The 26,784-nt window shown below is 62.2% G+C and carries 28 protein-coding genes; 13 read left to right on the top strand and 15 right to left on the bottom strand.

Annotation, left to right across the window (positions count from 1 at the left end):
• Positions 1-2: 2 nt before the first annotated feature.
• The 3 genes from JQK88_RS18955 to JQK88_RS18945 form a co-directional block, all read right to left on the bottom strand.
• A complete protein-coding gene (locus JQK88_RS18955) occupies positions 3-929 on the bottom strand; it encodes a histone deacetylase family protein (RefSeq protein WP_203279091.1) in 927 nt (308 codons plus the stop codon).
• A 71-nt stretch (positions 930-1,000) separates the two neighbouring features.
• A complete protein-coding gene (locus tag JQK88_RS18950; RefSeq protein ID WP_203279090.1) occupies positions 1,001-1,978 on the bottom strand; it encodes a hypothetical protein in 978 nt (325 codons plus the stop codon).
• A gap of 93 nt (positions 1,979-2,071) precedes the next feature.
• Complete coding sequence (locus JQK88_RS18945; RefSeq protein ID WP_203279089.1) at positions 2,072-2,680, bottom strand: TetR/AcrR family transcriptional regulator; 609 nt, start codon at positions 2,678-2,680, stop codon at positions 2,072-2,074.
• Positions 2,681-2,799: 119 nt separating this feature from the next.
• Between JQK88_RS18945 and JQK88_RS18940 the strand changes: the two genes are divergently transcribed.
• Positions 2,800-4,023 (top strand): MFS transporter, encoded by a 1,224-nt coding sequence (locus tag JQK88_RS18940; protein WP_203279088.1) that lies wholly within the window; start codon positions 2,800-2,802, stop codon positions 4,021-4,023.
• Positions 4,024-4,058: 35 nt separating this feature from the next.
• Here JQK88_RS18940 and JQK88_RS18935 read toward each other — a convergent pair whose 3' ends face one another.
• The 3 genes from JQK88_RS18935 to aroC form a co-directional block, all read right to left on the bottom strand.
• Positions 4,059-4,601, bottom strand: coding sequence for a GNAT family N-acetyltransferase (locus JQK88_RS18935; RefSeq protein ID WP_203279087.1), 543 nt, complete (start codon positions 4,599-4,601; stop codon positions 4,059-4,061).
• A 33-nt stretch (positions 4,602-4,634) separates the two neighbouring features.
• The gene (gene ribB / locus JQK88_RS18930; protein ID WP_192256299.1) at positions 4,635-5,735 is read right to left on the bottom strand and encodes a 3,4-dihydroxy-2-butanone-4-phosphate synthase; all 1,101 of its coding nucleotides are present in this window, start codon (positions 5,733-5,735) and stop codon (positions 4,635-4,637) included.
• A gap of 81 nt (positions 5,736-5,816) precedes the next feature.
• Positions 5,817-6,932: a chorismate synthase gene (gene aroC, locus JQK88_RS18925; RefSeq protein WP_192256297.1), complete on the bottom strand. Its 1,116-nt coding sequence runs from the start codon at positions 6,930-6,932 to the stop codon at positions 5,817-5,819.
• A gap of 184 nt (positions 6,933-7,116) precedes the next feature.
• Here aroC and JQK88_RS18920 point away from each other — a divergent pair, with 184 nt between their 5' ends.
• Positions 7,117-7,371, top strand: a complete 255-nt coding sequence (locus tag JQK88_RS18920; protein ID WP_023747552.1) for a DUF1344 domain-containing protein — start codon at positions 7,117-7,119, stop codon at positions 7,369-7,371.
• A gap of 178 nt (positions 7,372-7,549) precedes the next feature.
• Here JQK88_RS18920 and JQK88_RS18915 read toward each other — a convergent pair whose 3' ends face one another.
• The 3 genes from JQK88_RS18915 to mddA form a co-directional block, all read right to left on the bottom strand.
• The gene (locus JQK88_RS18915; protein WP_203279086.1) at positions 7,550-8,137 is read right to left on the bottom strand and encodes a histidine phosphatase family protein; all 588 of its coding nucleotides are present in this window, start codon (positions 8,135-8,137) and stop codon (positions 7,550-7,552) included.
• Positions 8,138-8,183: 46 nt separating this feature from the next.
• Positions 8,184-9,005, bottom strand: coding sequence for an enoyl-ACP reductase FabI (fabI, locus tag JQK88_RS18910; protein ID WP_203279085.1), 822 nt, complete (start codon positions 9,003-9,005; stop codon positions 8,184-8,186).
• A gap of 224 nt (positions 9,006-9,229) precedes the next feature.
• Complete coding sequence (gene mddA, locus JQK88_RS18905) at positions 9,230-9,964, bottom strand: methanethiol S-methyltransferase (protein WP_203279084.1); 735 nt, start codon at positions 9,962-9,964, stop codon at positions 9,230-9,232.
• A gap of 183 nt (positions 9,965-10,147) precedes the next feature.
• Here mddA and JQK88_RS18900 point away from each other — a divergent pair, with 183 nt between their 5' ends.
• Positions 10,148-10,783 carry a TetR/AcrR family transcriptional regulator gene (locus JQK88_RS18900; protein WP_203279083.1) on the top strand — a complete coding sequence of 212 codons (636 nt, stop codon included), beginning with the start codon at positions 10,148-10,150 and terminating at the stop codon, positions 10,781-10,783.
• Between the two features lie 19 nt (positions 10,784-10,802).
• Here JQK88_RS18900 and JQK88_RS18895 read toward each other — a convergent pair whose 3' ends face one another.
• Positions 10,803-11,726 carry a DnaJ C-terminal domain-containing protein gene (locus tag JQK88_RS18895; RefSeq protein ID WP_203279082.1) on the bottom strand — a complete coding sequence of 308 codons (924 nt, stop codon included), beginning with the start codon at positions 11,724-11,726 and terminating at the stop codon, positions 10,803-10,805.
• A gap of 265 nt (positions 11,727-11,991) precedes the next feature.
• Here JQK88_RS18895 and JQK88_RS18890 point away from each other — a divergent pair, with 265 nt between their 5' ends.
• The 4 genes from JQK88_RS18890 to JQK88_RS18875 all read left to right on the top strand — a co-directional run bounded on the left by JQK88_RS18890 (position 11,992) and on the right by JQK88_RS18875 (position 16,598).
• Entirely contained in the window at positions 11,992-12,648 is a 657-nt protein-coding gene (locus JQK88_RS18890; RefSeq protein WP_192256285.1) for a response regulator transcription factor, read from the top strand.
• The gene (locus JQK88_RS18885; protein ID WP_203279081.1) at positions 12,645-14,021 is read left to right on the top strand and encodes a sensor histidine kinase; all 1,377 of its coding nucleotides are present in this window, start codon (positions 12,645-12,647) and stop codon (positions 14,019-14,021) included. Before JQK88_RS18890 ends, JQK88_RS18885 begins: the two co-directional genes overlap by 4 nt.
• 143 nt (positions 14,022-14,164) lie before the next feature.
• On the top strand, positions 14,165-15,085 hold the full coding sequence (locus JQK88_RS18880) for a glycosyltransferase family 2 protein (RefSeq protein WP_203279080.1): 921 nt from the start codon (positions 14,165-14,167) through the stop codon (positions 15,083-15,085).
• Position 15,086: 1 nt separating this feature from the next.
• The gene (locus tag JQK88_RS18875) at positions 15,087-16,598 is read left to right on the top strand and encodes a lipopolysaccharide biosynthesis protein (RefSeq protein WP_203279079.1); all 1,512 of its coding nucleotides are present in this window, start codon (positions 15,087-15,089) and stop codon (positions 16,596-16,598) included.
• A 43-nt stretch (positions 16,599-16,641) separates the two neighbouring features.
• Here the strand turns inward: JQK88_RS18875 and JQK88_RS18870 are convergent, their stop codons facing one another.
• Positions 16,642-17,103, bottom strand: coding sequence for an RT0821/Lpp0805 family surface protein (locus JQK88_RS18870; RefSeq protein ID WP_192256277.1), 462 nt, complete (start codon positions 17,101-17,103; stop codon positions 16,642-16,644).
• Between the two features lie 40 nt (positions 17,104-17,143).
• On the opposite strand from JQK88_RS18870, the gene pdxH reads away from it, so the two are divergent.
• Positions 17,144-17,761, top strand: a complete 618-nt coding sequence (gene pdxH, locus JQK88_RS18865; RefSeq protein ID WP_192256275.1) for a pyridoxamine 5'-phosphate oxidase — start codon at positions 17,144-17,146, stop codon at positions 17,759-17,761.
• 56 nt (positions 17,762-17,817) lie between these two features.
• Positions 17,818-18,450 (top strand): LysE family translocator, encoded by a 633-nt coding sequence (locus JQK88_RS18860; RefSeq protein ID WP_203279078.1) that lies wholly within the window; start codon positions 17,818-17,820, stop codon positions 18,448-18,450.
• A 299-nt stretch (positions 18,451-18,749) separates the two neighbouring features.
• Here the strand turns inward: JQK88_RS18860 and JQK88_RS18855 are convergent, their stop codons facing one another.
• Positions 18,750-19,505, bottom strand: coding sequence for a crotonase/enoyl-CoA hydratase family protein (locus JQK88_RS18855; protein WP_192256271.1), 756 nt, complete (start codon positions 19,503-19,505; stop codon positions 18,750-18,752).
• Positions 19,506-19,537: 32 nt separating this feature from the next.
• The gene (locus JQK88_RS18850; RefSeq protein WP_203279077.1) at positions 19,538-21,307 is read right to left on the bottom strand and encodes an acyl-CoA dehydrogenase family protein; all 1,770 of its coding nucleotides are present in this window, start codon (positions 21,305-21,307) and stop codon (positions 19,538-19,540) included.
• 430 nt (positions 21,308-21,737) lie between these two features.
• Here JQK88_RS18850 and JQK88_RS18845 point away from each other — a divergent pair, with 430 nt between their 5' ends.
• The 3 genes from JQK88_RS18845 (at position 21,738) to JQK88_RS18835 (ending at position 23,457) form a co-directional block, all read left to right on the top strand.
• Positions 21,738-22,004, top strand: a complete 267-nt coding sequence (locus tag JQK88_RS18845; protein WP_192256267.1) for a hypothetical protein — start codon at positions 21,738-21,740, stop codon at positions 22,002-22,004.
• The gene (locus tag JQK88_RS36970) at positions 21,997-22,179 is read left to right on the top strand and encodes a type II toxin -antitoxin system TacA 1-like antitoxin (protein WP_192256265.1); all 183 of its coding nucleotides are present in this window, start codon (positions 21,997-21,999) and stop codon (positions 22,177-22,179) included. Before JQK88_RS18845 ends, JQK88_RS36970 begins: the two co-directional genes overlap by 8 nt.
• A 165-nt stretch (positions 22,180-22,344) precedes the next feature.
• Positions 22,345-23,457, top strand: coding sequence for a glycoside hydrolase family 25 protein (locus JQK88_RS18835; protein ID WP_203279113.1), 1,113 nt, complete (start codon positions 22,345-22,347; stop codon positions 23,455-23,457).
• 84 nt (positions 23,458-23,541) lie between these two features.
• On the opposite strand, the gene purD is transcribed toward JQK88_RS18835, so the two are convergent.
• Both purD and JQK88_RS18825 read right to left on the bottom strand, forming a co-directional pair.
• A complete protein-coding gene (purD, locus tag JQK88_RS18830; RefSeq protein WP_203279076.1) occupies positions 23,542-24,825 on the bottom strand; it encodes a phosphoribosylamine--glycine ligase in 1,284 nt (427 codons plus the stop codon).
• A 132-nt stretch (positions 24,826-24,957) separates the two neighbouring features.
• Complete coding sequence (locus tag JQK88_RS18825) at positions 24,958-25,752, bottom strand: phytanoyl-CoA dioxygenase family protein (protein WP_203279075.1); 795 nt, start codon at positions 25,750-25,752, stop codon at positions 24,958-24,960.
• Between the two features lie 90 nt (positions 25,753-25,842).
• Between JQK88_RS18825 and JQK88_RS18820 the strand changes: the two genes are divergently transcribed.
• Positions 25,843-26,754: a LysR family transcriptional regulator gene (locus JQK88_RS18820; RefSeq protein WP_203279074.1), complete on the top strand. Its 912-nt coding sequence runs from the start codon at positions 25,843-25,845 to the stop codon at positions 26,752-26,754.
• Positions 26,755-26,784 lie beyond the last annotated feature (30 nt).

Genomic DNA, 26,784 nt, shown 5'->3' with positions numbered 1-26,784 from the left:
CTCTATCCCTTCATCAGCCGCCCGACATGGGCGGCGACCGAAAATGCCAATCCCTGCAGATCGTAGCCGCCCTCGAGCAGGCTGACGAGCCGGTTGCCGCTGTGGCGCCCGGCGCGTTCCAGCAACTGGCCGGTCGCCCAGTCGAAATCGTCCTCGCCGAGATTGATCTCGGCCAGCGGGTCGCGATGGTGGGCGTCGAAGCCGGCGGAAATAATGATCAGGTCAGGCGCAAAATTGTCGAGCGCCGGCAGGACACGCGACAGCAAGGCATCGCGGAACATGTCCGAGCCGGTCTGTGGCGCCAGCGGCGCGTTGACGATGTTGCCGGCGCCGGTTTCGGTCTTGGCGCCGGTGCCGGGATAGAGCGGCATCTGGTGCGTCGAGCAGTAAAGCACCGACGGATCGTCCCAGAAAATGTCCTGCGTGCCGTTGCCGTGGTGGACGTCCCAGTCGACGATGGCGACGCGCTCGGCGCCGTGTTTCTTCTGCGCATAGCGCGCCGCGATGGCCGCGGTGTTGAACAGGCAGAACCCCATCGCCGTGGTCTTTTCGGCGTGGTGGCCAGGCGGACGCGCGGCCACGAAGGCGTTGGCGACACGACCCTCGAAGACGTCGTCGACGGCGGCATTGGCCGCACCGATGGCGGTGACCACCGCTTGCCAGCTTTTCGGGCTGGCGCTTGTGTCGGCGTCGATCGGGGCAATGCCACTCTCGGGGATCGCGGCGCGGACGCGGGCGACGAAATCCTCGGGGTGGGCATAGAGAATGGTGGCCTCGTCGCCTTGCGGCGCCGTGACCCGGTCGAGCGCCGCAAAGACCTCGTCGTCGAGCACGCGCTCGATGGCGCGCAAGCGGTCGGGCCGCTCCGGATGACCGGGCGGCGTCAGATGTTCGAGGAAGATCGGATGGGTGTAGAGCCTTGTGACCATGACCCGATATAGGCGCGCCCGGCCGCTTTGACCATGGTTTGACGCCGCGCCGCCCCGACGTTCAACAGGGTTTAGGTGCTTGGCTGCGTCCAGCGCGAGCCGCCGAATGAGGCCAGCGCCTTGTCCCTGAGCTCCCGGAACTTGGACGACGCCTCGGCCAGCCGCTGGTCCCATTCGGCGTTCGGCACCTGACCTTCAATGGTCTTGAAATAAACCTGCATCAGGCAGGCGATGGCGAAGGGTTCGATGAATGCCGCCTTGAAGGCCCAGGCCAGCAGGATCGCCAGCACGAAGGCCCAGCCGCCGAGCTGCCCCGGAATGAGCCACATGATGGCGGCGGCCGGCGCCAGCATCAGCAGGAAGATGACGAAGGACACGCCCCACATGATGACCGCCAGCCAGACGGCGTTCTTGACCATGGTCTTGCCGTTCTGGGCATAGAGCACGACGCCTTGCCGCGCCGTCTCGAAGGGCGAGGACGAGTTGATGCGGATGTTGTAGCCGAGGATGATCTCGTCGACATAGGTCAGCGACAGGCGGATGACCGTGTTGATGAAAGCGACCAGGCCGCCGAGACCCGGAATGGGCAGGAAGGTGGCGATGCCGCCGATCAGACCGGTGATGGCGCGGATGGCGCCCTTGACCAGCTGGTCGAGCACGAAAAGGATGTTGGCCTCGGCGAAGCGCTCCTTCACAACATCCTTGGCGTAGGCGATCTGGTCCTGGCCATTGGGAACGTCCCTACCGTCGATCAGATGGACCATGACGGCGATATGGCCGGCCTTGACGACGTAGAGGATGTATTCGCGGATCCAGTAAAGCGCGATCGAAACGACGCCAATGCCGACGATGCCGCCCCAGAGTGCAAAGGACAACGGCCCGTCGGGATCGGTGGAGATGTGGCCGACGCCATAGCCGACGGAGGCGCCGCTGCCGGTCGCCACGATATAGGCCAGCGTGATGCCGAAATAGACGATCATGCGAAAGACGATGAACGGCCATGTCCTGATCATGATGGACACCGACCTGCCGATTTCGAAATCCCACATGCGCCCGAATCTCCCCTCAGAGATGGCTGGGGAGGATGAGCCTGGGCCGAAAATTGTCAATCTCGGCAAATGCCGGGTCTCGGCGGTGAGATTTCAGACCGACTGCGGACCCTGCTTCTTCAGCAACCCTTCGAGCAACTGTTTGAAGGCCGCCACCACGGTCTTCGACGTCGCTTCGGGGTCGTTCGAATTGGCGATCCGCTGTGCTGCCTGACTGCTGGCGCCGTTGATCAGCCGCGCGGCGGTTTCGGGGTCGACGCCGGGGACGACCACCCCCTCCTGCTGCAGACTGGTCAGATGATCGGTCATTGAACCGACGCAGGCGTTGGCATTCGGCCATTGCGCTGGATCGCCGAGCACAGCCGGACCATCGCGGAACATGATGCGCTGGATTTCGGGCTCCAGCGCCATTTCGATATAGGTCGTGCATTCGTCGACGAAATGCTGCCAGCGGGTCGGCGCTTTCGACGCGATTTCATTTATGCGAACCGCCATCTCGCCGTCGATCTCGGCGATGACCGCCTGCAGCAGCCCCTTCTTGTCACCGAAATGATGGTAGAGCGCGCCGCGCGTCAGCCCGGCCGAGGCGGTGAAATCGTCCATCGACGCCTCGGCATAGCCGATCGTACCGAAGGCATTGCGGGCAGCCGTGATCAGCTTGGCGCGCGTTTCGGCGATCATCTCCTTGCGGGGTCTGTGCATGGTTCTGGCCCTATTCACATACGCATCGTATGCCAATTGACATACGTCGCGTATGCGCTATCTTACAATCATACGCATCGTATGTAATTGTTGAATTGGCCTTTGTCGAGGAGCCCGCAATGCAAAACCCCTACGCCGAAATCTTTCGTGCCCCCGGAGCCAAGGGCTTTGCCAGCGCCGGCTTCCTGGCGCGCCTGCCGATCGCCATGGCGCCGATCGGCATTGTGGCGATGCTGTCGCAAACGCATGGCGAATACTGGCTGGCCGGCGCCGTCGCGGCGACGTTCGCGCTGAGCAATGCTTTCGTTGCACCGCAAATCTCACGGCTGGTCGACCGGCTCGGCCAGACGCGTATCGTTGTTCCCACCACCATCGTCACCGTGATCGCCTTTGCGATGCTGATTGCGGCAGCCAATCAGGACTGGCCGCTATGGACATTGTTCGTGTCGGCATTGGCGGCTGCCGCCATGCCCAGCATGCCGGCCATGGTGCGCGCGCGCTGGACCGAGATTTTTCGCGGCCGGCCGCAGATGAACACCGCTTTCGCCTTCGAGTCGGCTGCGGACGAACTCGTCTACATCGCAGGCGCATCGCTGTCGGTGGGCTTGAGCGCCGCCCTCTTCCCCGAAGCTGGTGTTCTGGTGAGCACGCTGTTCCTCGCCATCGGCTCCACAGCTTTCATCCTGCAGCGCTCGACCGAGCCGCAAGTGCGGCCGGTGGATCATGTCACGAGCGGCTCGGCAATCCGGCTGCGGCCGGTGCAGATCATCACCTTTGCCCTGATCTTCGTCGGCGCCACCTTCGCCACGACGGAAGTGAGCACGGTGGCGATTACCAAGGAGCTCGGCCAACCGGGCGCCGCCAGCCTCGTTATCGGGGTCTATGCGCTGGGATCGTTCGTGCTCGGCCTCGTTGTCGGCGCGCTCAATCTGAAAGCACCGCTGCAGCGCCAACTGGCCATCGCGGTCGCTCTTGTCGCGCTCGGCACTTTGCTACCCCTGACGGCCGGCACCGTGCCGCTGCTGGCGCTGACCGTGTTCGTCAGCGGCGTGGCGATTTCGCCGACCTTCATCACCGCTTTCGGCCTGATCGAGCGGCATGTGCCGGAAGCGATGCTGACCGAGGGCATCACCTGGGTGATGACCGGCATCGGCATCGGCATGGCGCTGGGCTCGTTTGCCGCCGGCGCGGTGGTGGACGAGTTCGGCGCCCGGAACGGGTTCTGGGTTTCGGTCGCTGCCGGCACTATCGCTCTGGTCACGGTGCTCGCCGGACAGCGAAGCCTGGCCACCCATGAATGCGAGCTGGACGGATGCGACGCGGCCGCCGTTCCCGCGGAATAATGCGCTCGGTCCCTGTCGGGGCCGGGCGCTCGGCTCTATGCGGCGGGACCTGAAATACGGATCCAGCGCGGTCGTGCCAGCGCAAAAAGCATTGTTGGCGCGCCGTGCAACATCACCTCCTGCTCGAAGGCGAAGCCGCATTTCTCCAGCACCCGCCGCGACGCCGGATTGGCGGCGCGGGCGAGGCCAATGACCCGGTCGGCATGCAGAGGACCGAACGCGGCATGCAGGGCTTCCGTGACGAGTTCCGTGGCATAGCCATATCCCCAGCTTTCCGGATGAAGATGGTAGGACAGGTTCAGGCCGTCGAAATCCGCCGATAGCGTGACGCCGCCGAAGCCGACCAGCTTTCCATCAGCCTCGACCGCCCAGCGGCCATAGCCATGCTTGTCCCAATGGCCGATGTCGCGGGCAAGCCTGGCAGCGCTCTGCTGAGGTGTGTCTGCAACAGGAGCGGGGCGATGAGCGACAACTTCCCAGCGCGAAAAGAGATCGACCAGGAAATCCAGATCAGTCTCCACAGGCCTGCGCAGCAAAAGCCGTCCACTGCGGTGGCTCAGAGGCAATGACGTGTTCATGCCGTCATCTCCGGCAAAGCGCTTGGTTGGCCCTCAGAGAATCTCCGTCTTTGCGATGTGTATGCCAAAGCCTTCGAGGCCGACATAGTGGCGTTCGCGCGAGGCGATCAGATTGATCGACGAAATGCCGAGATCCTTCAGGATTTGCGCGCCGAGGCCGATTTCGCGCCATTCGTTCTCGCGGCGGCGCGCCTCTTCATGGTCCTCGCGGTCGCCGCTCTGCGGCCGCTTGCGCTCCTGATGGGCGACGCCGACGGAGCCTTCTCTGAGGTAGACGATGACGCCGCGCTTGCGCTCGCCCATGGCCTTCATGATGCCGTCGAGCCGGTGGCTGGTGCCGAACACGTCGGTCACCACATCCTCGGAATGCAGCCGCACCGGCACGTCCTCGCCATCGCGGATATCGCCGAAGACGATCGCTACATGGTGCATGGAATCCCAGGGCAATGTGTAAGTGAAGACCTGCGCCTTGCCGCCGAGCGTGTCGATTTCGGAGCAAGCGACGCGCTCGACAAGGGTTTCCTTGCGCTGCCGGTAGGCGATGAGGTCGGCGACCGAAACCTGCTTGAGGCCGTGTTCCTCGGCAAAGCTTGCCACCTGCGGACCGCGCTTGACGGTGCCGTCGTCGTTGACCAGTTCCGAGATCACGCCAACCGGCGGCAGGCCGGCGAGCTTGCACAGGTCGACCGCGGCTTCGGTATGGCCCGAGCGCATCAGCACGCCGCCTTCGCGGGCGATCAGCGGGAAGACGTGGCCGGGACGGACGAAATCCGAACCGCCGACATTGCCGTTGGCGAGGTTGCGCACGGTCAGCGTGCGGTCGTCGGCTGAAATGCCGGTCGTGGTGCCATGTTTGAAATCGACGCTGACGGTAAAGGCGGTGGTGTGGGCGGAATCATTGTCGGCGACCATCGGCGACAGGTTCAGGCGCTTCGCCTCCTCGCGCGGCATCGGCGTGCAGACGATGCCGGAGGTGTGGCGGATGATGAAGGCCATCTTCTCCGGCGTGCAATGCACGGCGGCAACGATCAGGTCGCCCTCATTCTCGCGTCCGTCATCGTCCATGACGACGACGATTTCGCCGCGTTCGAAAGCGCGGAGGGCTTCGACGATTTTCTTCTGGTCGTAAGGCATTGGCTCGCTTCGCTCGCAGGGAATAGGGGTTGGGCAGTAGGGATTAGGGAAGGAAGGTCGGGCTGGCCTATTGCCTATTGCCTAATCCCTACTGCCTACTCCCTTTCCCGTCTGTCCTCGATGCCGCAAATAGTGATCGGCGATCGCGCAGGCAACCATGGCCTCGCCGATCGGCACGGCGCGGATGCCGACGCAGGGGTCGTGGCGGCCTTTGGTCATGACATCGACGTCATTGCCGTCCTTGTCGATGGATTTGCGCGGCGTCAGGATCGACGAGGTCGGCTTGACGGCGAAACGGGCGATAATCGCCTGGCCGGTCGAGATGCCGCCCAAAATGCCGCCGGCATTGTTGGAGAGGAAGACCGGCTTGCCGTCATTGCCCATGCGCATCTCGTCGGCGTTCTGTTCGCCGGTGATACGGGCGGCCTCGAAACCATTGCCGATCTCGACGCCCTTGACGGCGTTGATCGACATCAGGCCCGACGCAATATCCTGGTCGAGCTTGGCGTAGATCGGCGCGCCGAGGCCGGCCGGCACGCCGTCGGCAACGATTTCGATCACCGCGCCCACCGAGGAGCCGGATTTGCGGATGCCGTCGAGATACTGCGTGAAGACCGGAACCGAGGCCGGATCCGGGGTGAAGAACGGGTTTTCGGCGTCGCCAATGAAATTCCAGTTCCAGTTGGCGCGGTCGATGGATTTCTCGCCCATCGAGACCAGCGCGCCGCGCACCACCATGCCGGGCACCACCTTGCGGGCAAGCGCGCCGGCTGCCACGCGCGCTGCCGTCTCGCGCGCCGAGGAACGACCGCCGCCGCGATGGTCGCGCACGCCGTATTTGACGTCATAGGTGTAGTCGGCATGGCCCGGCCGGTACTGGCGGGCGATCTCGCCATAGTCCTTGGAGCGCTGGTCGACATTCTCGATCAGCATCGAGACCGGCGTGCCGGTGGTGATCATCGTCTCGCCGTCGTCGTCGAGGATGAAGCCCGACAGGATCTTCACCTCGTCCGGTTCGCGGCGCTGGGTCACAAAACGTGACTGGCCGGGACGGCGCTTGTCGAGTTCGGCCTGGATTTCGGCCCGCGTGAAGCGGATACCGGGCGGGCAGCCATCGACGACGCAGCCGAGCGACGGGCCATGGCTTTCGCCCCAGGTGGTGACGCGGAAGAGATGGCCGAACGTGTTGTGAGACATGGAATTTTGCCCTGCCCGGCAGCGGAACCGGATCAAGGGTGCCTTCTATTGGCGTTTTTCACAGCGGTCAAACTGTGATCCGGCGGTTTTAGTTTTGACACATTCGGTTGGTTTCTGCTCTCTTCCATCCGCCCGTTGAAAGCTCGCCGCCACCTGTGCAGGCGCAATGACAAAGAGGACGACGATGCGTACCCTGATCGGCGCTGCTGCCGCCATGTTGCTGATTTCCACCGCCGCCTATGCCGGCCAGACCGAAGGCCTGATCAAGAAGGTCGACAAGGACGCGCTGACGCTGACGCTGGAGGACGGAAAGTCCTACAAGCTCAACGCCGAGACCGATCTCGACTCGCTGAAGCCCGGCATGGATATCGTGATCGCCTATGACGTGACGAATGGCGAGAACGTCGTCACCGACATGGAACTGCCTGATACTGAGTAAGGCCGGCACTGAGTAAGGCCGACACCGAATAGGACCAGCATCGAACAGGGTTTTTCGACCTGCGGACAAAACAGGACAGACGTCCTGTTTTGTCCGCAGGTCGATGCTCCGGCTATCTCTTTGATTCACGCAATTCCGGACGGAAAACCGTTTCACACTTTTCCTGGAATTGCGTAGCCTAAAGCCACTCCAGACGCCCGTCCTGCAGCCTAAGCACGCGGTCCTGCGGCACTTCCAGCCTCGCCGCTTCGTCTTCGGAAACACCTTCGACCATCCGAAACAGGGTCCGGACAACGCCGCCATGGGTGACGCAGACCGTCTGGCGGTCCAGCGCTTCGAACCACGGCTTCACCCGTTCGAGCAGCATCTGGTAGCTTTCGGCGCCCTCACCCGGGGGCTGGAAATTCCATTTGTTGCGCCGGCGCGGCTTGACCGAGCCGGGGCTACGCGCCTCGAGTTCGGCAAAGGTGAACCCCTGCCAGTCGCCGAAATGCACCTCGACCAGGCGCGGGTCGGTGCGAAAGGCGTCGGGATCGAGCTGCATTGCCAGGCGTAGCCGCTGCATCGTCTCGCGCGTCCGCTTCATCGGGCTGGCGACAAAGTCGAAATCTTCGGGCTTCTGGATCAGTTCGGCCAGCCGTCGACCGTTGCGGGTCGCCTGCTCGCGGCCGAGTTCATTGAGATCGGTGTCGGCCTGCCCTTGCAGCCGGAACTCGGCATTCCACTGCGTCTGGCCGTGGCGCACGATGTAGACGAGCGGAACCATCAGGTCTTCCGGAAAGCAGGACAGACGGGCAGAGATAGCGGCAGAACTAATCCTTGACGGTCGAAATGTCCGGCGCGTCGACCGCCTTCATGCCGACGACGTGGTAACCGGAATCGACATGGTGCACTTCGCCGGTGACGCCACGCGACAGGTCGGACAGGAAATAAACACCCGAATCGCCGACTTCTTCCTGGGTGACGGTCTGCTTCAGCGGCGAATTGTACTCGTTCCACTTCAGGATGTAGCGGAAATCGCCAATACCCGAAGCAGCCAAGGTCTTGATCGGCCCGGCCGAGATGGCGTTGACGCGGATCTTCTTGCCGCCGAGGTCGACGGCGAGATAGCGCACGCTGGCTTCGAGCGCGGCCTTGGCGACACCCATGACGTTGTAATGCGGCATCACTTTTTCGGCGCCGTAATAGGTCAGCGTCAGCAGCGAGCCGCCATCGGTCATCAGCGCCTCGGCGCGTTTGGCGATGGTGGTGAAGGAATAGACCGAAATGTCCATGGTGCGCAGGAAGTTGTCGCGAGTCGTCTCGACATAGCGGCCGGTCAGCTCGTCCTTGTCGGAAAAAGCGATGGCATGGACGAGGAAGTCGAGCTTGCCACCCCAATGGTTGGCGACATTGGCGAAAACCTCGTCGAGGCTCGCCGGGTCGGTGACATCGCAATGGCCGGCGACAAAGGCGCCCAATTCCGCCGCCAGCGGCTCGACGCGCTTCTTGAACGCCTCGCCCTGGTAGGTCAGCGCGATCTCGGCGCCATGGTCGACGCAGGCCTTTGCGATGCCGTAGGCGATCGATCTGTTGTTGGCGACGCCCAGTATAAGCCCGCGCTTGCCGGCCATAAGGCCCTGTCCACCCGCCATGTCAGCGCTCTCCGAAAGATTTTCTGCTTTGGAGTGCCTATCGCACAGGCAGAAAGGCGCATCAAGCGCAGACGGGGCGCGCGTTCAATTCAGACACTCGGCAAACAGCGATTAGGGGTGTGTAACGTGTTTGTGAGCTTCAATGCCTCACTGCGGCCAGCGCGCCTCGACGGCCCAGGCCCGCGACCGACCAGCGAATCGGCCGGTCGGCATCGGATGCGACCCTATTCCGCGACTTTGCGCCAGGGAATGAGCATGCCCACCTGCTTGCGGTAGAGGCGGTACTGATCGCCGAACATCGCGACGAGATCGCGTTCCTCGAGGAAGATGCCGAGCAGGATGTAGCCCGTGCTGCCCGCCGCAAACAGAAGATGGCCCCATGTCATGGACGGCGTCGCCCAGAAGGCCAGGAGAAAGCCGACATAGATCGGGTGCCGGACCCATTTGTAGAAAAGCGGCGTCCTGAACACCGGCTGCGGCAGTTCGGTCTTGCGCAAAGCCGCGAAAACCTGGCGCAGGCCGAACAGCTCGAAATGGTTGATCAGATAGGTGCTGATCAGCAACACAGCCCAGCCGAGCCAGAACACGCCATGGAGTACGGCGACCCACAACGGGTTTTCGACCGTCCAGACCGGGCTGGGGATCGGCCGCCATTGCCAGTAGAGCAAAAGCAGGATGAGGCTGGCCAAAAGCACATAGGTGCTGCGTTCGGCCGCGTGCGGGACAATCCGCGTCCACCAGCGTTTGAACACCGGCCGCGCCATGATGCTGTGCTGGGCGGCGAAAAGGCCGAGCAGCAGCGCGTTGACTATGACAGCTTCGACCGGGCTTCCCGCGACCCCTGAATCGATCGATTTCGGCACGGCAATGTTGCCGACGAAACCAACTGCATAAAGAAACGAGCCGAGAAATATCAGGTACGCGGCAACGCCGTAGATAAGGGTGATTACGCCCGCCATGACGGCCCCTCCCATGCAAGTATCACAAGTTCGGTCGGTCGACCGAATTTATGATCAAAAAGCACAAATTTAATAGCGAGTCAACTTGATCGGTCGCTCGACCGAGATATGGTGGCGACACGTCCAGCCTCGGACAGGAGAACCGATGACCCATTGTGTCGATTCCAACGGCAGGCACACCGTATGACGGACGCTGTCAAAGCCGTCGCCCCGCCCCAGAACAAGACAAAGCGCGACACGCGTGCCGAACTGATTTCGGCAGCCGAACTATGCCTGTATCGAGGTGGCTATGCCGATCTGTCGACGCGCCGGGTCGCCGAGATCGCCGGCGTTCCGCTCAGCCAGATCCACTATCATTTCGGCTCCAAGGAACGGCTGATCCTGGCCCTGCTCGACCATCTGAACGAAGGCCTGTTAAAGCGCCAGGCGGAGACGTTTGCAGCACCCATGCCGCTGTGGCGGCGTTGGGAGCGCGCCTGCGATTTCCTCGATGATGATCTGGCCTCCGGCTATGTCCGCATCCTGCACGAGATGATCGCTGCAAGCCTGTCGAGCCCCGAAATCGCCAAGGCGGTGCGCCGCGACCTGCGCGGCTGGTTCGAACTGCTGGACGGACTGGCGCAAGAGGCGGAGCGGCGGTTCGGCGGCCTCGGGCCATTCTCCGCCGCCGAAGTGACCAGCCTGGTCAGCGCTGCCTTCCTCGGCAGCGAGACGATGATCCTGCTCGAGATCGAGAGCCCGCATGTCCCGGTGCGCCAGGCCTTGCGCCGCTTCGGCGAAACTATCCGGCGCATGGAGGAAGCGGCCTCGGGCAGCTAGCAGGCGAAATGCAGCCGCGTCAGCCCTTGCGGCCGCGCATCAGCGCTTCGAGCTCGCTGTCGCCACCTACCGGCAGCATGATGCGGACATGGGCGTAGAGATCGCCATGGCCGCCGGTCTTTTCCGGCAAGCCCCTGCCCTTCAGCCGCAGAACCTTGTCCGAACTCGACCAGGCCGGGACATTGACCGCCAGCCTGCCGGTCGGCGTGTCGACCGGCACCTTGGCGCCCAGCACCGCATCGGCCAACGCTACCTCCAGATCGGCATGCAGATCGCGGCCCTCGATGCGATAGCGCGAGTGCCTGCGGATATGGATCTTGACCAGCGCATCGCCCGGCTGCCCCGGTCCCTGCTCGCCCTGGCCCTTCAGCCGGATGGTCTGGCCCTCCTCGACATAGGCCGGCAGCTTGACCGCGATCTTGCGGCCATCGGGGAACATGGCGGTCACCTTTTCGGCGGTCGCCATCTCCTCGATGGTGACGTCGAGCGTCACGTTGAGGTCCGCTGCCTGCACCGGCTGGCGGCGGTCGCCGGCGCCGCGCGCGCCGGAAAAAGCGTCGCCGAAGATCTGGCTGAAAATGTCGCTGTTGCCGTCGAACGGATCGCCACCCGGACGGCCCGAGCGGAATTCGAAGCGCGAGCCGCCGGCGCCCTGCTGGCGGCGAAAGCCGCCAAACGGATCGCCGCCACCAGCAGCACCCTCAAAACCCTGGAATTTCGGCTTGCCGTCGGCGTCGATCTCGCCGCGGTCGAACGCCGCACGGGTCTTCTCGTCGCCAATGACCTCATAGGCCTGGTTGGCGGCGGCAAACCGGTCCTTCGCCTTGGGATCATTCGGGTTCTGGTCCGGATGATGCTTCTTGGCGAGTTTGCGGTAGGCCGATTTTATGTCCTTGGCCGATGCGTTCTTGGCAACGCCCAGCACCTCATAGGGGTCGCGCATTCGTCCTGCTCTGGAAAAAGAGTGAATCCATGTTGCCCCCTATATGCGCTCGCATAGGAAGAAATTCCAGTGGCGGGCCGCCTATCCAACCAGAATACCACCGGCGTCGTTTTGAGCCACTCGTCCGAGTGCGTTTGCGATCTCTCGCAATCGTGACGAGACACCCCGACCATAAGCTGATTTTGCCCGCAAAAAGCCGCGATGGCGGCCATTGGTCTGCAACCGGAGGGCAGCCGGTTCAGCTGACGGAAGGGCATAGCAAACCATGCGCCTGCTTCTGGTTGAGGACGACATAATCCTCGGCTCTTCGCTGAAGAAGGCCCTCGAAAAGCATGCCTATGGCGTTGACTGGATTCAGGATGGCGAGGCCGCGATCGCGGCCCTTGAAAATCTCGTCTTCGAGGTGGTCGTGCTCGACATCAACCTGCCCGAGGTCAACGGGATAGAGGTCTTGCGGTCGGTGCGAAGAAAACGCAACGCCGTACCGATCCTCATGCTCACCGCCCGCGATACATCTCTTCAAAAGGTCGAAGGGCTCGACAACGGAGCCGACGACTATCTGGTAAAGCCGTTCGATCTGGATGAATTGCTGGCACGGCTGCGCGCCCTCATGCGCCGGCGGGAGGGCCGCACCGACATCATTCTGAAAAGCGGCGATGTCGAAATGGATCCGGCGGCAATGGTGGTACGCGGCGCCGAAGGCCAGATCACGATGACCGCCAAGGAATTCCGGCTGCTTAAGCTACTGATGGAGCGGGCAGGCAAATACGTCACCAAAAGCGACATCGAATACGCACTCTACAGCGCGGACAGTGCCGTTGAGAGCAACACGACCGAAGTGATAATCTACAATCTGCGCAGAAAGCTTGGCGCCGAGTTCATCCGGTCCATCCGGGGCGTCGGCTATATGATCGAGCCATGAAGCGCTGGCCCCTGACCTGGAAACTCTTTCTCCGGATAACGCCGACGATCCTCATCGCCATCGCCGTCATTGGGATTTTTGCTTTCCGCAGCGCCAAGCGGGAGATCGACAATATCTACGATGCAAAGCTGATCAATGACGCCAACGTGCTTTGGACGCTGCTGGAACATCAGATCGAAAAACCCGGCAGCCAGCCGCCTATCCAGGTCAAAGACATGGACTTTTCGATGGGCAATCAACTCGCCATAAACGATCAGGCGGACGACTACGCCGACGCGCACATATTCCGCCTGTGGAAAGACGGACAAATCCGGATATTTTCCAACGGGGCCTTCCCCGCGAGCATCCCTATCCAAAGGGCCGGCTTCACCGACCTGAAATATGCAAATGAGGCGTGGCTGGTCTATTCGCTTCCGATCCCGAATACCGGGATCGTTGTCGAGGTGGGAGAAAAGCGAACCCTGCGCGACACGCTTGTGTCGAATATTATGCTCAACCTCTTCTTCCCTCTGTTGGTGCTCGTGCCAGTCATCGGGCTTTTGGTCTGGTATGGAATAAACAACGGTTTGGGGCCCATTCACGGCCTGGTCCGTCAAATCCGCAGTCGCTCGCCCGACGACCTCTCCGTCATTCCGATGGATAAGTTGCCGCGCGACCTCTACCCGCTGGGCATGTCGGTGAACCAGTTGCTCACCAAGCTTGACCGATCGCTGACGGCGGAAAGGCGCTTCGCCGACCAGGCAGCGCATCAGTTGCGAACACCACATGCCGGCATAAAGCTGCTGCTGCAGATACTACGCCATAGCGACAGCGACACCGAACGGGAGACGATCCTTGCTGACCTGATGGCCAGCAACGATAAGGCTACCCGCCTCATCGAGCAGATGCTCCAGGCGGCGCGCATCAGCCATCAGCCGGTCGAGTTGAAAGCGGTGCGGCTCTATGAAGTCACCGCCTCGGTCATGGCCGAGTTCGGTGCGCTCATTACGCTCAAGCGGCACGATGTTTCGCTCGACGGCGACGAGTTGGCCGAGGTCAATGCGGACGAAGCCATGCTTCGCCTGTTGATAGGCAATTTGATCGACAATGCCATCAAGTACACGCCCGCCGGCGGTAAGATCAAAGTTTCGATCTCTCCCGAACCCGGCGCTTGGGGGCTCTCGATCATCGACAATGGTCCAGGCATCGCTGCTCAGCATCGGGAGGCGGTGTTCCAGCGGTTTTATCGCGCGAATACGCCTGAGGTGGAGGGAACCGGACTGGGTCTAGCCATCGTTTCGGGTATCGTCGAGCGTCTTTCCGCGCATCTCGAGCTTAGCCAGCCTTCGCCCGGTGGTGGCCTGCACATCGCGGTGACGTTGCCGCAAGCCTGAAGTCGCGGCCCTGCCCGTCATGCACGGCGCGACGCTTCGATTTCAGTTTCGCTTCATCGCGGCCTAATCGTGCTCTCAGCGACGGCTGGTACGCCTGATCCAATACCCCCTGGATCACGCGAGAGCATCCCATGCGACCAACTGTGTCCGTCCTGATCGCCGCCTACAACGCGACTCCGTTTCTGGAGCGCGCCGTCAATTCCGCCCTGGCGCAGGGTGATTTAGTCCTCGAAATCTTAATCATCGACGATTGCTCGACAGACGCCACCCACGAGGTTGCCGGAGCGCTGTCGCGGAAAGACAAACGCGTCGTCGTTGTTCGCTTGCCGAAAAATGGAGGACCCGCAGAAGCCCGGAATGCCGGCCTGGAAGCCGCGCGTGGAGACTGGGTGGCAATTCTGGATGCAGATGACGCATACGCGCCGGGACGGGTTGAACGACTTGTTGATATGGCTGCCTCGCAGGAAGCTGATATCGTAACCGACAAGTTCGCGTATTACGATCCGGCGAGCGACACGTCCTGGCCCGCGACCATCGGATTTACTAAAGACGTAACACTGATAGACATTGAGACCTTTTTGGCTCACGCGAGGCCCTTCGGCATGGATACGGACTGGGGACTGCTCAAGCCTATCTTCAAGCGGAAGTTCCTGACCGATCGATCACTGCGCTACCCGTCCTATTCTCGCCACGGAGAGGATTTTCTCTTCGTGACGGACGCACTTCTGGAAGGTGCAAGATATGTGGCTGATAACGCGCCTGGTTACATATACACCCACCGCCGATCGGGTTGGAGCAGGACCAAGGTAAACTACGATGGCCAGGTCGACCAATCGCACAGGCTTTTGCTCGATCGACGCCTGTCGGGCAATCTGAAACTCGTTTCGCTGCTGAAGGAGCGCATTAGCGCGATGAAGCGCCTCTCGGCGGAATACAAGGCTCAAGCTCTGATAAGGGAGCGCAAACTGGTGCCCCTTGCGATCGCAGGGATAACGGATTGGCGGATCGCCGCGTCTATCCTGAAAAAAGCCAAAGGCAAGGTTACGATGGCTCAAGCGAATTGAAATGGCGGCTCGCAAAAAATTTTCGTTTTCAGAAAGTCGCATGTCCCGAACGGAGCTGAAGGTCGCCTCGGTAAACGGGGCGGCCGTAAACTTCGTGTCTCAGGGACTCAAGTTCTTGATGCAATTCTGCTATCAAATTCTTATTGCTCGACTTCTCCTGCCTGAGGACTTTGGCATCGTGGCGATGGCGGCGCCATTGTTTGCGTTCGCAGCTCTGTTTACGGATTTTGGTTTGACGCAGGCTACAGTCCAACGGGCCGAGATTACCCAGGACCAGCTAAGCTTCATTTTCTGGATTAACGTCGGGCTGAGTGCGGCCGTCTGTTTAGCTGTGACAGCTCTCGCTCCGGCAGCAGGCGCTTTTTTCAAAGAGCCCCGCCTTGTGCCGATCATATTGGCTCTCAGCGCAACCTTCGTAGTCGGCGGGCTCTGCGCACAGCATATGGCCTTGCTAAATCGTCAACTGCTTTTTTCAAAAATCGCTTTGGTTGAACTGGGGAGTTTTTCGGTTGGAGCGGCGACAGGCCTCCTTTTCGCTTGGCATGGATCTGGCTACTGGGCGTTGGTCTACAGCCAAATCGCCGTGTCGCTGAGCACTCTCTTGCTGACTTGGATCCTTATCAGATGGATTCCCAGCAAACCCGTCCTCAATAGCGAAAATTTCAAGCTTTTGAATTTTGGCGCCAACATAACGTCATTTAATTTCTTGAACTTTTTCGCCAGAAATTTTGATAACATACTAATCGGCCGATATTTAGGTCAATCTCCACTCGGAATATACGACCGAGCATACAAACTTCTACTGATGCCACTGAGCCAGATAACCACACCGATAGCCAAGGTCGCCCTCCCGTCTTTGGCTAGAACGCGGAATGATCCCGACACGTACCGCCGCTTTTACTTCAGAATGTTGGAATTGATTATTCTTGCGACGTATCCCGTAGTCATATTTGCCATCATAAACAGCGAATTGCTCATCGTCACTTTGCTGGGGCAGAAATGGGCGGAGGTTTCGCAGGTGTTTTCGGTTCTTGCTTTTGGCGCAATTTTCGCACCGATCAGCAGCAGCACCGGTTGGCTCTTCATCAGTCAGGACCGGACCAAGGAAATGCGAAACTGGGGGGCCTTGAGCTCCACCTTGTTCGTCGCTTCATTCGTTTGTGGATTGCCTTGGGGAATTACCGGCGTAGCCGCTTTTTACATATGCGTGGGCACCATCCAGGGCCCTGTCCTGTGGTGGGGGGCAACAAGAAGAGGCCCGCTTACCTACAGGCAGCTTCTGGGGACACTGTGGCCGTACTTTTTTGCGGCGATAATAACCGGCGTTTCAGAGTATGGCCTGAAAGCATCATTGCCGGGTAATTTCGCGGCGCTATTCATCTCTCTCGTCGCGTCATATGGGATCTTCTTGGGAGTTGTCATGGTATTCAGCTCAAGCCGAAAAGGCATGGCCGACCTTGCTTTTGAGGGCCTCATATTTGCGGGTCGCTTCTACCGGAAATTCGCTCATTGAGGCCTCAGGGATAGAAAGCTCCCGGCCAACTTGTCATAACCGCCTAGAGCGCCTTGAAATCCTGCATGTGCCAGCCGCCGGCGCCGGCCATGCACAATTCTCCCTTGAACAAAGCGACGCCGTCGAAGCTTTCGCGCGAGGCGGTGAAGCTGCGGCAGGTCTGGCCATTGTCCTGCAACTCGGCGAGTTCCGTGATGGAGCCGCGCGAGCCGGTGCCGGCATTCGCCCACGGCACGGCCTGGCCGCGAAGCTCCTCTATGTCGGCTGAAGAGACCGCATTGCCGATCGTGGTCTGGTCGGAAGCGTTATCGGCGTCCGTCGATGTCGCCTGCGCCGGCGCACTCGAGGTGACGATGGAACGGTCGACCTCGGCTTTCTGCAGGCTGAAGCCGCCGGCGCCGCAGGCGGCAAGCGGCAAGGCGACGATCACGATCACGGCTTTCGAACTGGCCGAAGCGATAGCGCTCCATTGCCCGCTGTCAAAAGCTTGCGCGATACGCGACAATCGGCAACCTCCTGAGATTCGAGACAATTTGAGAAAAACTATGAGTGACACCGAGTTAACAACTGGTGACTTTACCGAGGCCGCCGAGCCGTTCCGGCTCTTTGCCGCCTGGCTGGAGGACGCCAAAAAAAGCGAAATCAACGATGCCAACGGCGTCGCGCTGGCAACCGTCGATGCCGACGGCATGCCGGATGTGCGTATGGTGCTGCTCAAGGGGTTCGATGAAAGCGGTTTTGTCTTCTACACGAATTTCGAGAGCGCCAAGGGCCGCGAGATTCTTGGCAGCATGAAGGCGGCGATGTGCTTTCACTGGAAATCGCTGCGGCGCCAGGTGCGCATCCGCGGGCCGGTGGAGATCGTCAGCGACGCCGAGGCGGACGCCTATTACGCGACGCGGCCGCGTGGCAGCCGCATCGGCGCCTGGGCTTCGAAACAGTCACGCCCGCTGGAAAGCCGCTTCGCGCTGGAGAAAGCGGTAGCCGAATACACCGCGCGCTACCCGATCGGCGAGATCCCGCGGCCAAAGCACTGGTCGGGCTTCCGCATCGTGCCGCAGGCCATCGAATTCTGGCACGACCGGCCGTTCCGGCTGCACGACCGCCTGCTCTTTTCGCGCAATGCCGAAGGCGGCTGGGACAAGACGCGGCTTTACCCCTGACGCTTGTGAAATAGCGCAGCGATCCTAAGCTGATCTGGCTGCAAAGGGAGAATCCAATGAGCCTGTTCCTGGCCTTTCTCGGTGTCTCTTTCATCGTGCTTGCGACGCCCGGTCCCGACACCGCCATCACCATCCGCAACACGCTGCTTGGCGGGCGTGCGGCGAGCGTCTTCACCGCGCTCGGTATCTCCAGCGGCCAGACGATCTGGGCGCTGGCCACCAGCGCCGGCATCGTCGCCCTGCTGGTTGCTTCGGAGCCGCTATTCCTTGCGGTCAAATATGCGGGTGCCGCCTATCTCGTCTATCTCGGCTTCAAGGCGCTGCAGGAGGCACTATGGCCCACCCGTCAGCAGGACATGGCTGAAGTCACGAGGCCGGCACGGCGGCTGACGGCGGCGACCGCCTACCGCCAGGGACTGATCAGCGATCTCGGCAACCCCAAAATGGCGGTGTTCTTCGCCAGCCTGCTGCCGCAATTCGTACCGCCCGGCGGGGAAAGCTTCGCGGCGCTGCTCGGTCTCGGCGTGGTGTTCGCCGTCATGACCTTCGCCTGGCTGGCGCTCTACGCAACGGTCGTCGCCAAAGCGGGGGATTTCCTGCGCCGGCCATCGATCCGCCGCACCATCGAAGGTGTAACCGGAATTGTGCTGATCGGCTTGGGCATCCGCATCGCCGCCGAACACCGGTAGCGGCTCAGCCGTCCAGGCGGCATCAGACGCCTATGACCATGCCACCATCTGCGGCAGGTTGAATGGTGTGATGACTTGCGGCGACAGCGCTGGGATCAGTCCTTCTCCAGCTGGAACAGCAGGAAATGCGGCCGTTCGCTGGCGACGCCGAGCGCCGGCCGTATCGTCTTGGTCGCCGCCTTCGGTCCCCGCCCGCCGGATTTGTGAGATAGGGCGTGAAAACCGCAGTGTACAGATCAAAAAATCGCGTCTGACGCGCGTTTCGCTCGAAGCTGCCACAAGCTGACAGTGCCGTGAGATCAGCTTGCTTTCTTGCGCGTCATGAACGCGGTCAGCGCGGCGCGCGCTTCGTCGGATTTCAGCCGATCGCGGAAATGCGCACTCTCCACCTTGATGCGGGCGAGAAGTTCGTCGCGCGGCGCGCGCATCAGGTCACGGGCGATCTTCAGCGCCTGCGGCGGCTTGGCCGCGATCTCGCCGGCAGCAGCCAGCACCGCGGTTTCCAGCGCGCTCTCCTCGACCACCTCGTAGATCAGGCCGGCAGTCTTGGCGCGCTCGGCGGAAAAGCCTTCGCCGAGGCCAAGCAGCGCGAAGGCGCCCTGACGGCCGAGGATGAGCGGCGCCAGCAGGCTGGAGCCGGCCTCCGGCACAAGGCCGAGATCGACGAAGGGCGTGCGGAACACGGTGCGCGGCGTGGCAAAGGTCAGGTCGCAATGCAGATTGAGCGTGGTGCCGATGCCGACCGCAATGCCATCGACGCCCGAGACCATCGGCTTCTCCGTTTTGGCCAGCGCCATCAGGAAGTCCCAGACTTCGTTGCCGCCCTCGCCGCCGGTGGCGATGACCAGGAAATCGGCGAGATCGTTGCCGGCCGAGAAGGCGCCGGGCACGCCGAGGAAGACATGGACGCGGACCGCCGGATCGGCGTCGCCTTCGGCCAGTGCCCTGGACATCGTCGCGTACATGGCGCGCGTCAGCGCGTTCTTCTTGTCCGGGCGATTCATGCGGATGATCTGAATGGCGCCCTGGCGCTCGACGAGAATATGGTCTGTCACGGTCATTTTTCCCTGGTGAGCGCTTTTTGTATTCAGGCTGATATCAGCGTCTTGCCGGCGGCGGCGAGGCTTTCGGCGCCATCGATGACGCAGTCCTTCAAGGCGCTGACTTCGCCAAGCAGGTTTTCGGCAAAGAAACGGCAAAGGGCGATGCGGTTTTGCTCGGCAAGTCCGCCGCGCGCCAGATAGGCGCCGCCGGCGGCAAGCGAGATCAGCCTGAGATAGGGCGTCGCGCCCGCCTGCGCTTCGTCGAGACGGCCTTCGGCCAGCAGCTTCTGCAGGAAACGCGTCGCTTCGGCGAGATCGTCCAGCGCCCGGTCAAGCGCCTCCGCAGTGCGGCCGAACCCCTCCAGATTCGAGGTGCGTACCTGATCGGCGACCACCTTCAGTTCGCCGATGTAGCCATGCACATGCTCGCCGCCGCCGAGCGGCAATTTGCGCGCTACCAGGTCGATCGCCTGGATGCCGTTGGTGCCCTCATAGATCGGCGCGATGCGGGCATCGCGATAGAGCGCTGCCGCGCCCGTCTCCTCGATGAAGCCCATGCCGCCATGCACCTGGACGCCGAGCGACGCGACGTCGACGCCGACATCGGTGGAGAACGCCTTGGCCAGCGGCGTCAGGAGATTGGCGCGGTCGCGCCAATGCGCTGCTTCCTCGTCCGATGAGACCCGCGCCAGGTCGATGGCATGCGCGCAGGAATAGGAGATTGCGCGGGCGATCTGGGTCAGCGCCTTCATGGTCAAGAGATTGCGCTGCACATCGGGGTGGTGGACGATCGGCGCCATGCCGGAGCCGGCATAGTCCGACGCCTTGCCCTGGCGGCGCTCATTTGCATAGGCGATCGCTTTTTGCGTCGCGGCTTCAGCCACCGCCACGCCCTGCATGCCGACGCAAAGCCGGGCGTTGTTCATCATGGTGAACATGCAGGCAAGCCCCTTGTTCTCCTCACCGATCAGCCAGCCGATGGCGCCCGGCGTCGTGCCGCCAAAACCGTCGCCATAGATCATGGTGCAGGTCGGCGAGGCATGGATGCCGAGCTTGTGCTCGAGGCCCGAACAGAAGACGTCGTTGCGGGCGCCGAGCGACCCGTCATCATTGACGAGGAATTTCGGCACCAGGAACAGCGAAATGCCGCGCGTGCCGGCCGGCGCATCGGGCAGCCTGGCCAGCACCAGATGGACGATGTTGTCGGTGAAATCGTGCTCGCCATAGGTGATGAAGATTTTTTGGCCGAAGATGCGATAGGTACCGTCGCCGGCAGGCTCGGCGCGGCTGCGCAGAGCGGCGAGATCGGAACCGGCTTGCGGCTCGGTCAGGTTCATCGTCCCCATCCACTCGCCGGAGACGAGCTTTGCCAGATATTTGGCCTTGAGCGCTTCGGATGCGTGCTTGTCGAGCGCCTCGACCGCGCCCATGGTCAGCGTCGGGCCGATGCCGAAAGCCATGGCGGCGGAGTTCCACATTTCGAGCGCCGCGACGCCGAGCATGGTGGGCAGGCCCTGGCCGCCGAACTCCTCCGGTCCCGACAACGCGTTCCAGCCGCCGTCGATCCAGTTGCGGTAGAGCGCCCTCCAGCCAGGCGGCGTGGTGACGGCTGCATCCTTTAGCACCGCGCCGTGCTCGTCGCCGATCTTGTAGAGCGGCGCGACCTCTTCGCTGGCGAAGCGGCCGGCCTCGGACAGGATGGCATCGACAAGGTCTTCGCCGAGATCGCCGAAGGCGCCGCTGTTCAGCGCCGGTTTGAGGCCGGCAACATGCTTCAGCGTGAACGAAATATCCTCGACCGGCGCCTTGTACATGCCGCTTCCTCCTCCGCTGTCCGCCCCTCGATCCTAGGACCCGGGACGACGCAAAACCATCCGCCTTTGGGCGGCCTCCGGCCTTCTTTTTACGTAAACGTCAAACTTTGTCACGCGGATTTTGCACTGAATTTCGTCATCCACGGGCGGAGCGGGAGCGAAGCGGACGCGCAGACCCGAGGATCCATGCCGCGACCTCGCGCGCAGGGCGCAGAATTCTGGACCGTGGCAACACCTTGAAGTCGCGGCATGGATTTTATGGTCTGCGCCGCGTCGCTTCGCTCCTTGCTTCGCCATAGAATGACGAAATCGCGAAAGCTTCGGCCAATTTTCAAGACCGGTATTACGCATCAAAATTTCTGCAGCAAGGAATGACATCCTGCTGTTATGATCTTTCCGGGCAGACCATAGACAGATTGGACCGGGCAACATGCTTGCCAGACCCGAGACATACCGTTGCATCGAATGCGGCCTGCCGTATCAGGCAAACGGCTTCTGGTATTATCATGGCGAGCCCGAAAGAGGCCCCGCCTACTGGACCGATCGCGGCATATTGTGCTCGCCCGAATGCTCGCTTGCCCATTACCGCAAGCGCGCCGCCGAAGGCACGCTGCCGCAGGCGCCGGCGCCCGATCCGTTAGAGGTTCAACCAATTGTGCCGTTGAGCACCGGATCAAGGGGTTACCGCAATGCCTAATCGACAGACCCATGCCCATAGCGAAGCGGCCCACGAAACAGAACAGTGCATTATCCAGCTGTCGATCGAGGATCAGCTTGCTTTGGCGACGGCTATTGTTGACCCGCCGGAACCGAATGAAGCGCTACGCAAAGCCTTGGACACCCATAAACGGCTTGTCAGGGAATCCAGATAAATTCGTTTCGATTGACGAGCCGTCTCAGCCGCCTCGCCCTTGCCACGACTGCCTGCAGCACTTCCTTAACCATACCGGTCCACCATCATCCCCTGGTCAGCGGGGACTCCCTGTTTGAAAACGCCGGCGCATCTTCTTCGCCGCTCAGCGATCGCTCTCGCGGCGATGATGGCGCTGGGATCGGCGACAAAAGCCTCGGACTTCTCCGAGCCCTGGCGGGATGGCGACCGCGCGCTCGTCATCGACGCCTATGAATACAATTCCATCGACTGGGCGCAGCTTGCCACCGACAAGCGCATTGTCGGCTTCATCAACAAGGCGTCCGACGGGCTGCCACCGCCCTATTTCTGCTATGGCGACGAAACTACGGTCAAACTCTGCAAGACGTTGTGGAAACGCCATGCGGTGACGCGCGAGTTGTTCCAGACGCGCAAGGTGGTGGCCAAGGCGCTCGGCCTGAAATGGGGCGCCTATCATCTTGCCCGCCCCGGCAATCCGGTCGAGCAGGCCAACAATTTCATCGATTTCGCCGAACCGTCGCCGGACGATCTCATGGCCCTCGATCTCGAAGGCAATGATCCGACACAGTGGATGTCGCTGGAGGATGCCGAGGAATTCGTGCGCCAGGTGCACCGGCGGCTCGGCCGTTTCCCGATACTCTACGCCAACGGCAAGACCGCCCAGTTCATCGCCGACAATCGCTATCAGTACCGTCTGCTGTCGCGGCTGCCGCTCTGGTATGCGCGCTACAAGCCCGACATAGACGTGCATTTTCCGATGGGCAACTGGCAGGGCTATGCGCTGTGGCAGTTTTCGGCGCAGGCCAATTGCGGCCGCCTGCGCTGCCCCTACCGCGTCGCCGGCACGCCCAACGACATCGATGTCAATGTCGCGCCGATGGATGCAGCCACGCTGCGCCAGCAATGGCCCTTTGGCGGCCTGATCGACGTGCCGGCCGACTATCTCGCCTCGATCCCGGTGCCGGTTTCGCGCGCGGCGGGGCTGGCCGGCAAAGTCACCATCACCTATGCCGACGTGGCGACGCCGCCGACAATCGAGGAGATGGTGGCGGTGCTGGGCGCGCGCTGGCAGACGTTTCGTGCCGCCTTCCGCATGCCGGTGGTCAAGACGGTGCCGCGCCGCGCGCGCTTCGGCATTGCCGAGTATGTCGCCTGGAAGCGGACCGCGTATCGCTCGGAGACCCTGCTTGAGGCCGTCTTCTCCCAAGCCGCCGACCCGGTCAGCACCGCTTCGACGGAACTCGTTCGCGAGCGCTGAGGTCTTTGTTTTACGCAATTCCTCAGGGAAAGCGCGCTATGCGCTTTTCCCGGGAAAACCGCTCCACACTTTTCCTGGAATTGCTTAGCTAGCCCCGGCCTTTTCCCGCGCCACCGCCTGCCAACCTATGTCGCGGCGGCAAAAGCCTTGCGGCCAGTCGATGCGGTCGAGCGCGGCGTAGGCGCGGCTTTGCGCTTCGCCGACCGTGTTGCCTGACGCGGTGATGTTGAGCACGCGGCCGCCATTGGCGACCAGCGCACCGCCATTGATGGCGGTGCCGGCATGGAAGATTTCAACGCCATCGCCGGCGGCTTCATCGAGGCCGCGGATGACCGAACCTTTCTCCGGCGTGCCGGGATAACCCCGCGCCGCCATCACCACGGTCAGCGCCGCCTCGTCGCGCCAGCGCACCGAGCTGTGTGCAAGCTGGCCGTCGACGGCGGCGTTAAGCAGCACCAGAAGGTCGTCCTTCAGCCGCATCATCAGCACCTGGCATTCGGGATCGCCGAAGCGGGTGTTGTATTCGATCAGCTTCGGCCCTTTGTCGGTGATCATCAGCCCGGCGAAGAGAATACCGGCAAACGGCGCGCCGAGCTCGGCCATGCCGCGCATGGTCGGCTCGACGATCTCGCGCATGGTGCGCTCGACCATCTCAGGCGTCATCACCGGCGCCGGCGAATAGGCGCCCATGCCGCCGGTGTTGGGGCCGATGTCGCCGTCGCCGACGCGCTTGTGGTCCTGCGCGGTGCCGAAGGGCAATGCTGTGGTGCCGTCGCACAGGCAGAAGAAACTCGCTTCTTCGCCGGTCATGAATTCCTCGACCACCACTTCGGCGCCGGCGTCTCCAAAGGCGCCGTCAAAACAGGCATCGAGCGCGGCGCGGGCCTCGTCCAGCGTCATGGCGATGGTGACGCCCTTGCCGGCGGCGAGCCCATCGGCCTTGATGACGATCGGTGCACCGACCTTTTCGACATAGGCCTTGGCTGCGGTCAGATCGGTGAAGCGGCCATAGGCGGCGGTCGGGATGTCGTATTTCGCGCAGAGGTCCTTGGTGAAGCCTTTCGAGCCTTCGAGCCGCGCTGCCCGCTTCGACGGGCCGAAGACGCGAATGCCCTGATCGCGCAGATCATCGGCAATGCCGGCCACCAGCGGGCCTTCCGGCCCGACAACGACGAGGTCGATCGCGTTGTTCTTGCAGAAGGTAGCGACAGCGGCATGATCGGCGATGTCGAGTTTGACCAGTTCGGCCTCGCGGGCGATGCCCGGATTGCCGGGCGCGGCATAGAGCTTGGTCAAGAGCGGCGAGGCCGCGAGCTTCCAGGCCAGGGCATGTTCGCGGCCGCCGGAGCCGATCAACAAAACGCGCATGCCGATGTCCCTTGTCATTTCACGACAGGGACTGCGCTATTGCGCCAAGCGCAGCGGGTCAAGAGTTTTACCTTGCGCGATGCCGGTTGCGCACGGGAACGTCGCGCTGAGGGCACAACGTTCCCGGCCGGATCAGCTCTGGTAGATGACGGGGAACCAGTCCTCGCGCAGTTTCTGGCCGGGCTTCATGTCATGGCCGGGATAGGGCGGCGAGGTGCGGCCGGGGCGCTCGACATAGCGCGCGTCATCGCCGACCCAGCGCAGCGACAGCGCCCGGCGTCGTGCCGCCGTCGGATTGCCGCGCGCGCCATGAGCAGTTCGGAAATCGAACAATATGGCGTCGCCCGGCTCCATCTCCCATTCCAGCACCTTCACAGACGGGTCCTTGTCGGGGTCGGGCACCGGCAGATAGTCACCTTCGCCGGCATAGAAATTGCTGTCGTCGAGCCAACGCACCGGCAGGATCATCTTGTCCCATTTGTGCGAGCCGGCGATCAGCCTCAGCGTCGCTTCCTTGACCGGATCGATCGGGATCCAGAAGCTGACGGTCTGGCTGCCATCGACGAAATAATACGGGATGTCCTGATGCCAGGGCGTCGGCTTCTGCGTGCCCGGCTCCTTGACCAGCACATGGTCGTGGAAGAACTGGGCGCTGCGCGACTGCATCGCCGCCGCTGCCAGTTCGGCGGCCGGCGAATTGCGCACGACATCGACGAATTCGGGGATGCGCTCCCAGTTGCAATAATCGTCGAAGAAGCTGCCCTTGCCATTGGCGATGTCGGACGCCGTGGCACTGCGATTTTGCATGTTGCGCTCGATGCCGGCGGCGATGGTGCCGACCCAGTCCTTGAAGGCGCCGCGTATGCAGACCGCGCCATCGCGCTGGTAATCGGCAATCGCTGCGGCATCGATATATCTGGCGGCCATCTCATGTCTCCCATGTTGGATGACCGACTATCGCAGCCGCCGCACATCGCGTAAAATAATAACTTCTCATCTCTCTTATAGTTTCGACCTATGAATGTGACTCTCACCCAGTTGCGCTATCTCGTCGCCGTCGCCCGCCACGGCAGCGTCACCGCGGCCGCCCGGATGCTGAACGTCTCACAGCCTTCGATTTCGGTGGCGATCGACAATGTCGAAGCGACGCTCGGCCAGAAACTGTTCGTGCGCCAGCGCGGCAGCGGCATCGCGCTGACCTCGTTCGGCCGCGGCGCGGTGGCGAAGGCGAAGCAGGTGCTGGCCGAGGCGGACGAACTGGTTGGGCTGGGGACGCGCGACGCCGATGTCGGCGGCGAGTTGGTGCTCGGCTGTTTCGAGGATCTCGCGCCCTATTTCGCGCCGGCGCTGATCCGCGCGTTTTCGCAGCGCTGCCCATCCGTCACGGTCGTCGTGCGCGACGAGACCTTCGAGACGCTGGGCCGGCGGCTCGGCGATGCGGCAATAGATCTCGGCCTGACCTATGATCTCGGCCTGCCCGTGCACTTCGCCCGTATCCTGCTGCATGAGCTGCGGCCGCATGCGCTTTTGCCGCAAGGCCACGCGCTGGCCAGCCAGGCGAGCGTCAGCCTGGCGGAGCTGGCGACCCATCCTCTCATCACCACCGACCAGCCGCACAGCTGGCAGCACATGCTGGACCTGTTCCTCAGCCGCGGCCTGTCGCCGGTCTCGCAATCGACGACGAGTTCGTTCGAACTGCAGCGCAGCATGGTCGCCAACGGCTTCGGCGTCGCGGTGAGCTACACCAGGCCCATTGGCGACAGGAGTTATGACGGCCTGCCGCTGGTCTGCAAGCCGCTGTCGGATCCACTGCCGATGCAGCGCATCATCCTCACCCATGACACAAGGCAAAGGCTGTCGAAGGCGGCGCTGGCCTTCATCGAAGTGGCGAAGGAATGGTTCGCCAGCCACGATGTTTTCACCGCCTGAGCGACAATGCGGCCGCTTGACGGCGCTCGC

The sequence above is a fragment of the Mesorhizobium caraganae genome (assembly GCF_016836705.1).
GTDB classification, from domain to species: domain Bacteria; phylum Pseudomonadota; class Alphaproteobacteria; order Rhizobiales; family Rhizobiaceae; genus Mesorhizobium; species Mesorhizobium caraganae.
Note: the sequence above shows the minus strand (reverse complement) of the source record. Positions and strands in the feature narration are given on the sequence as shown.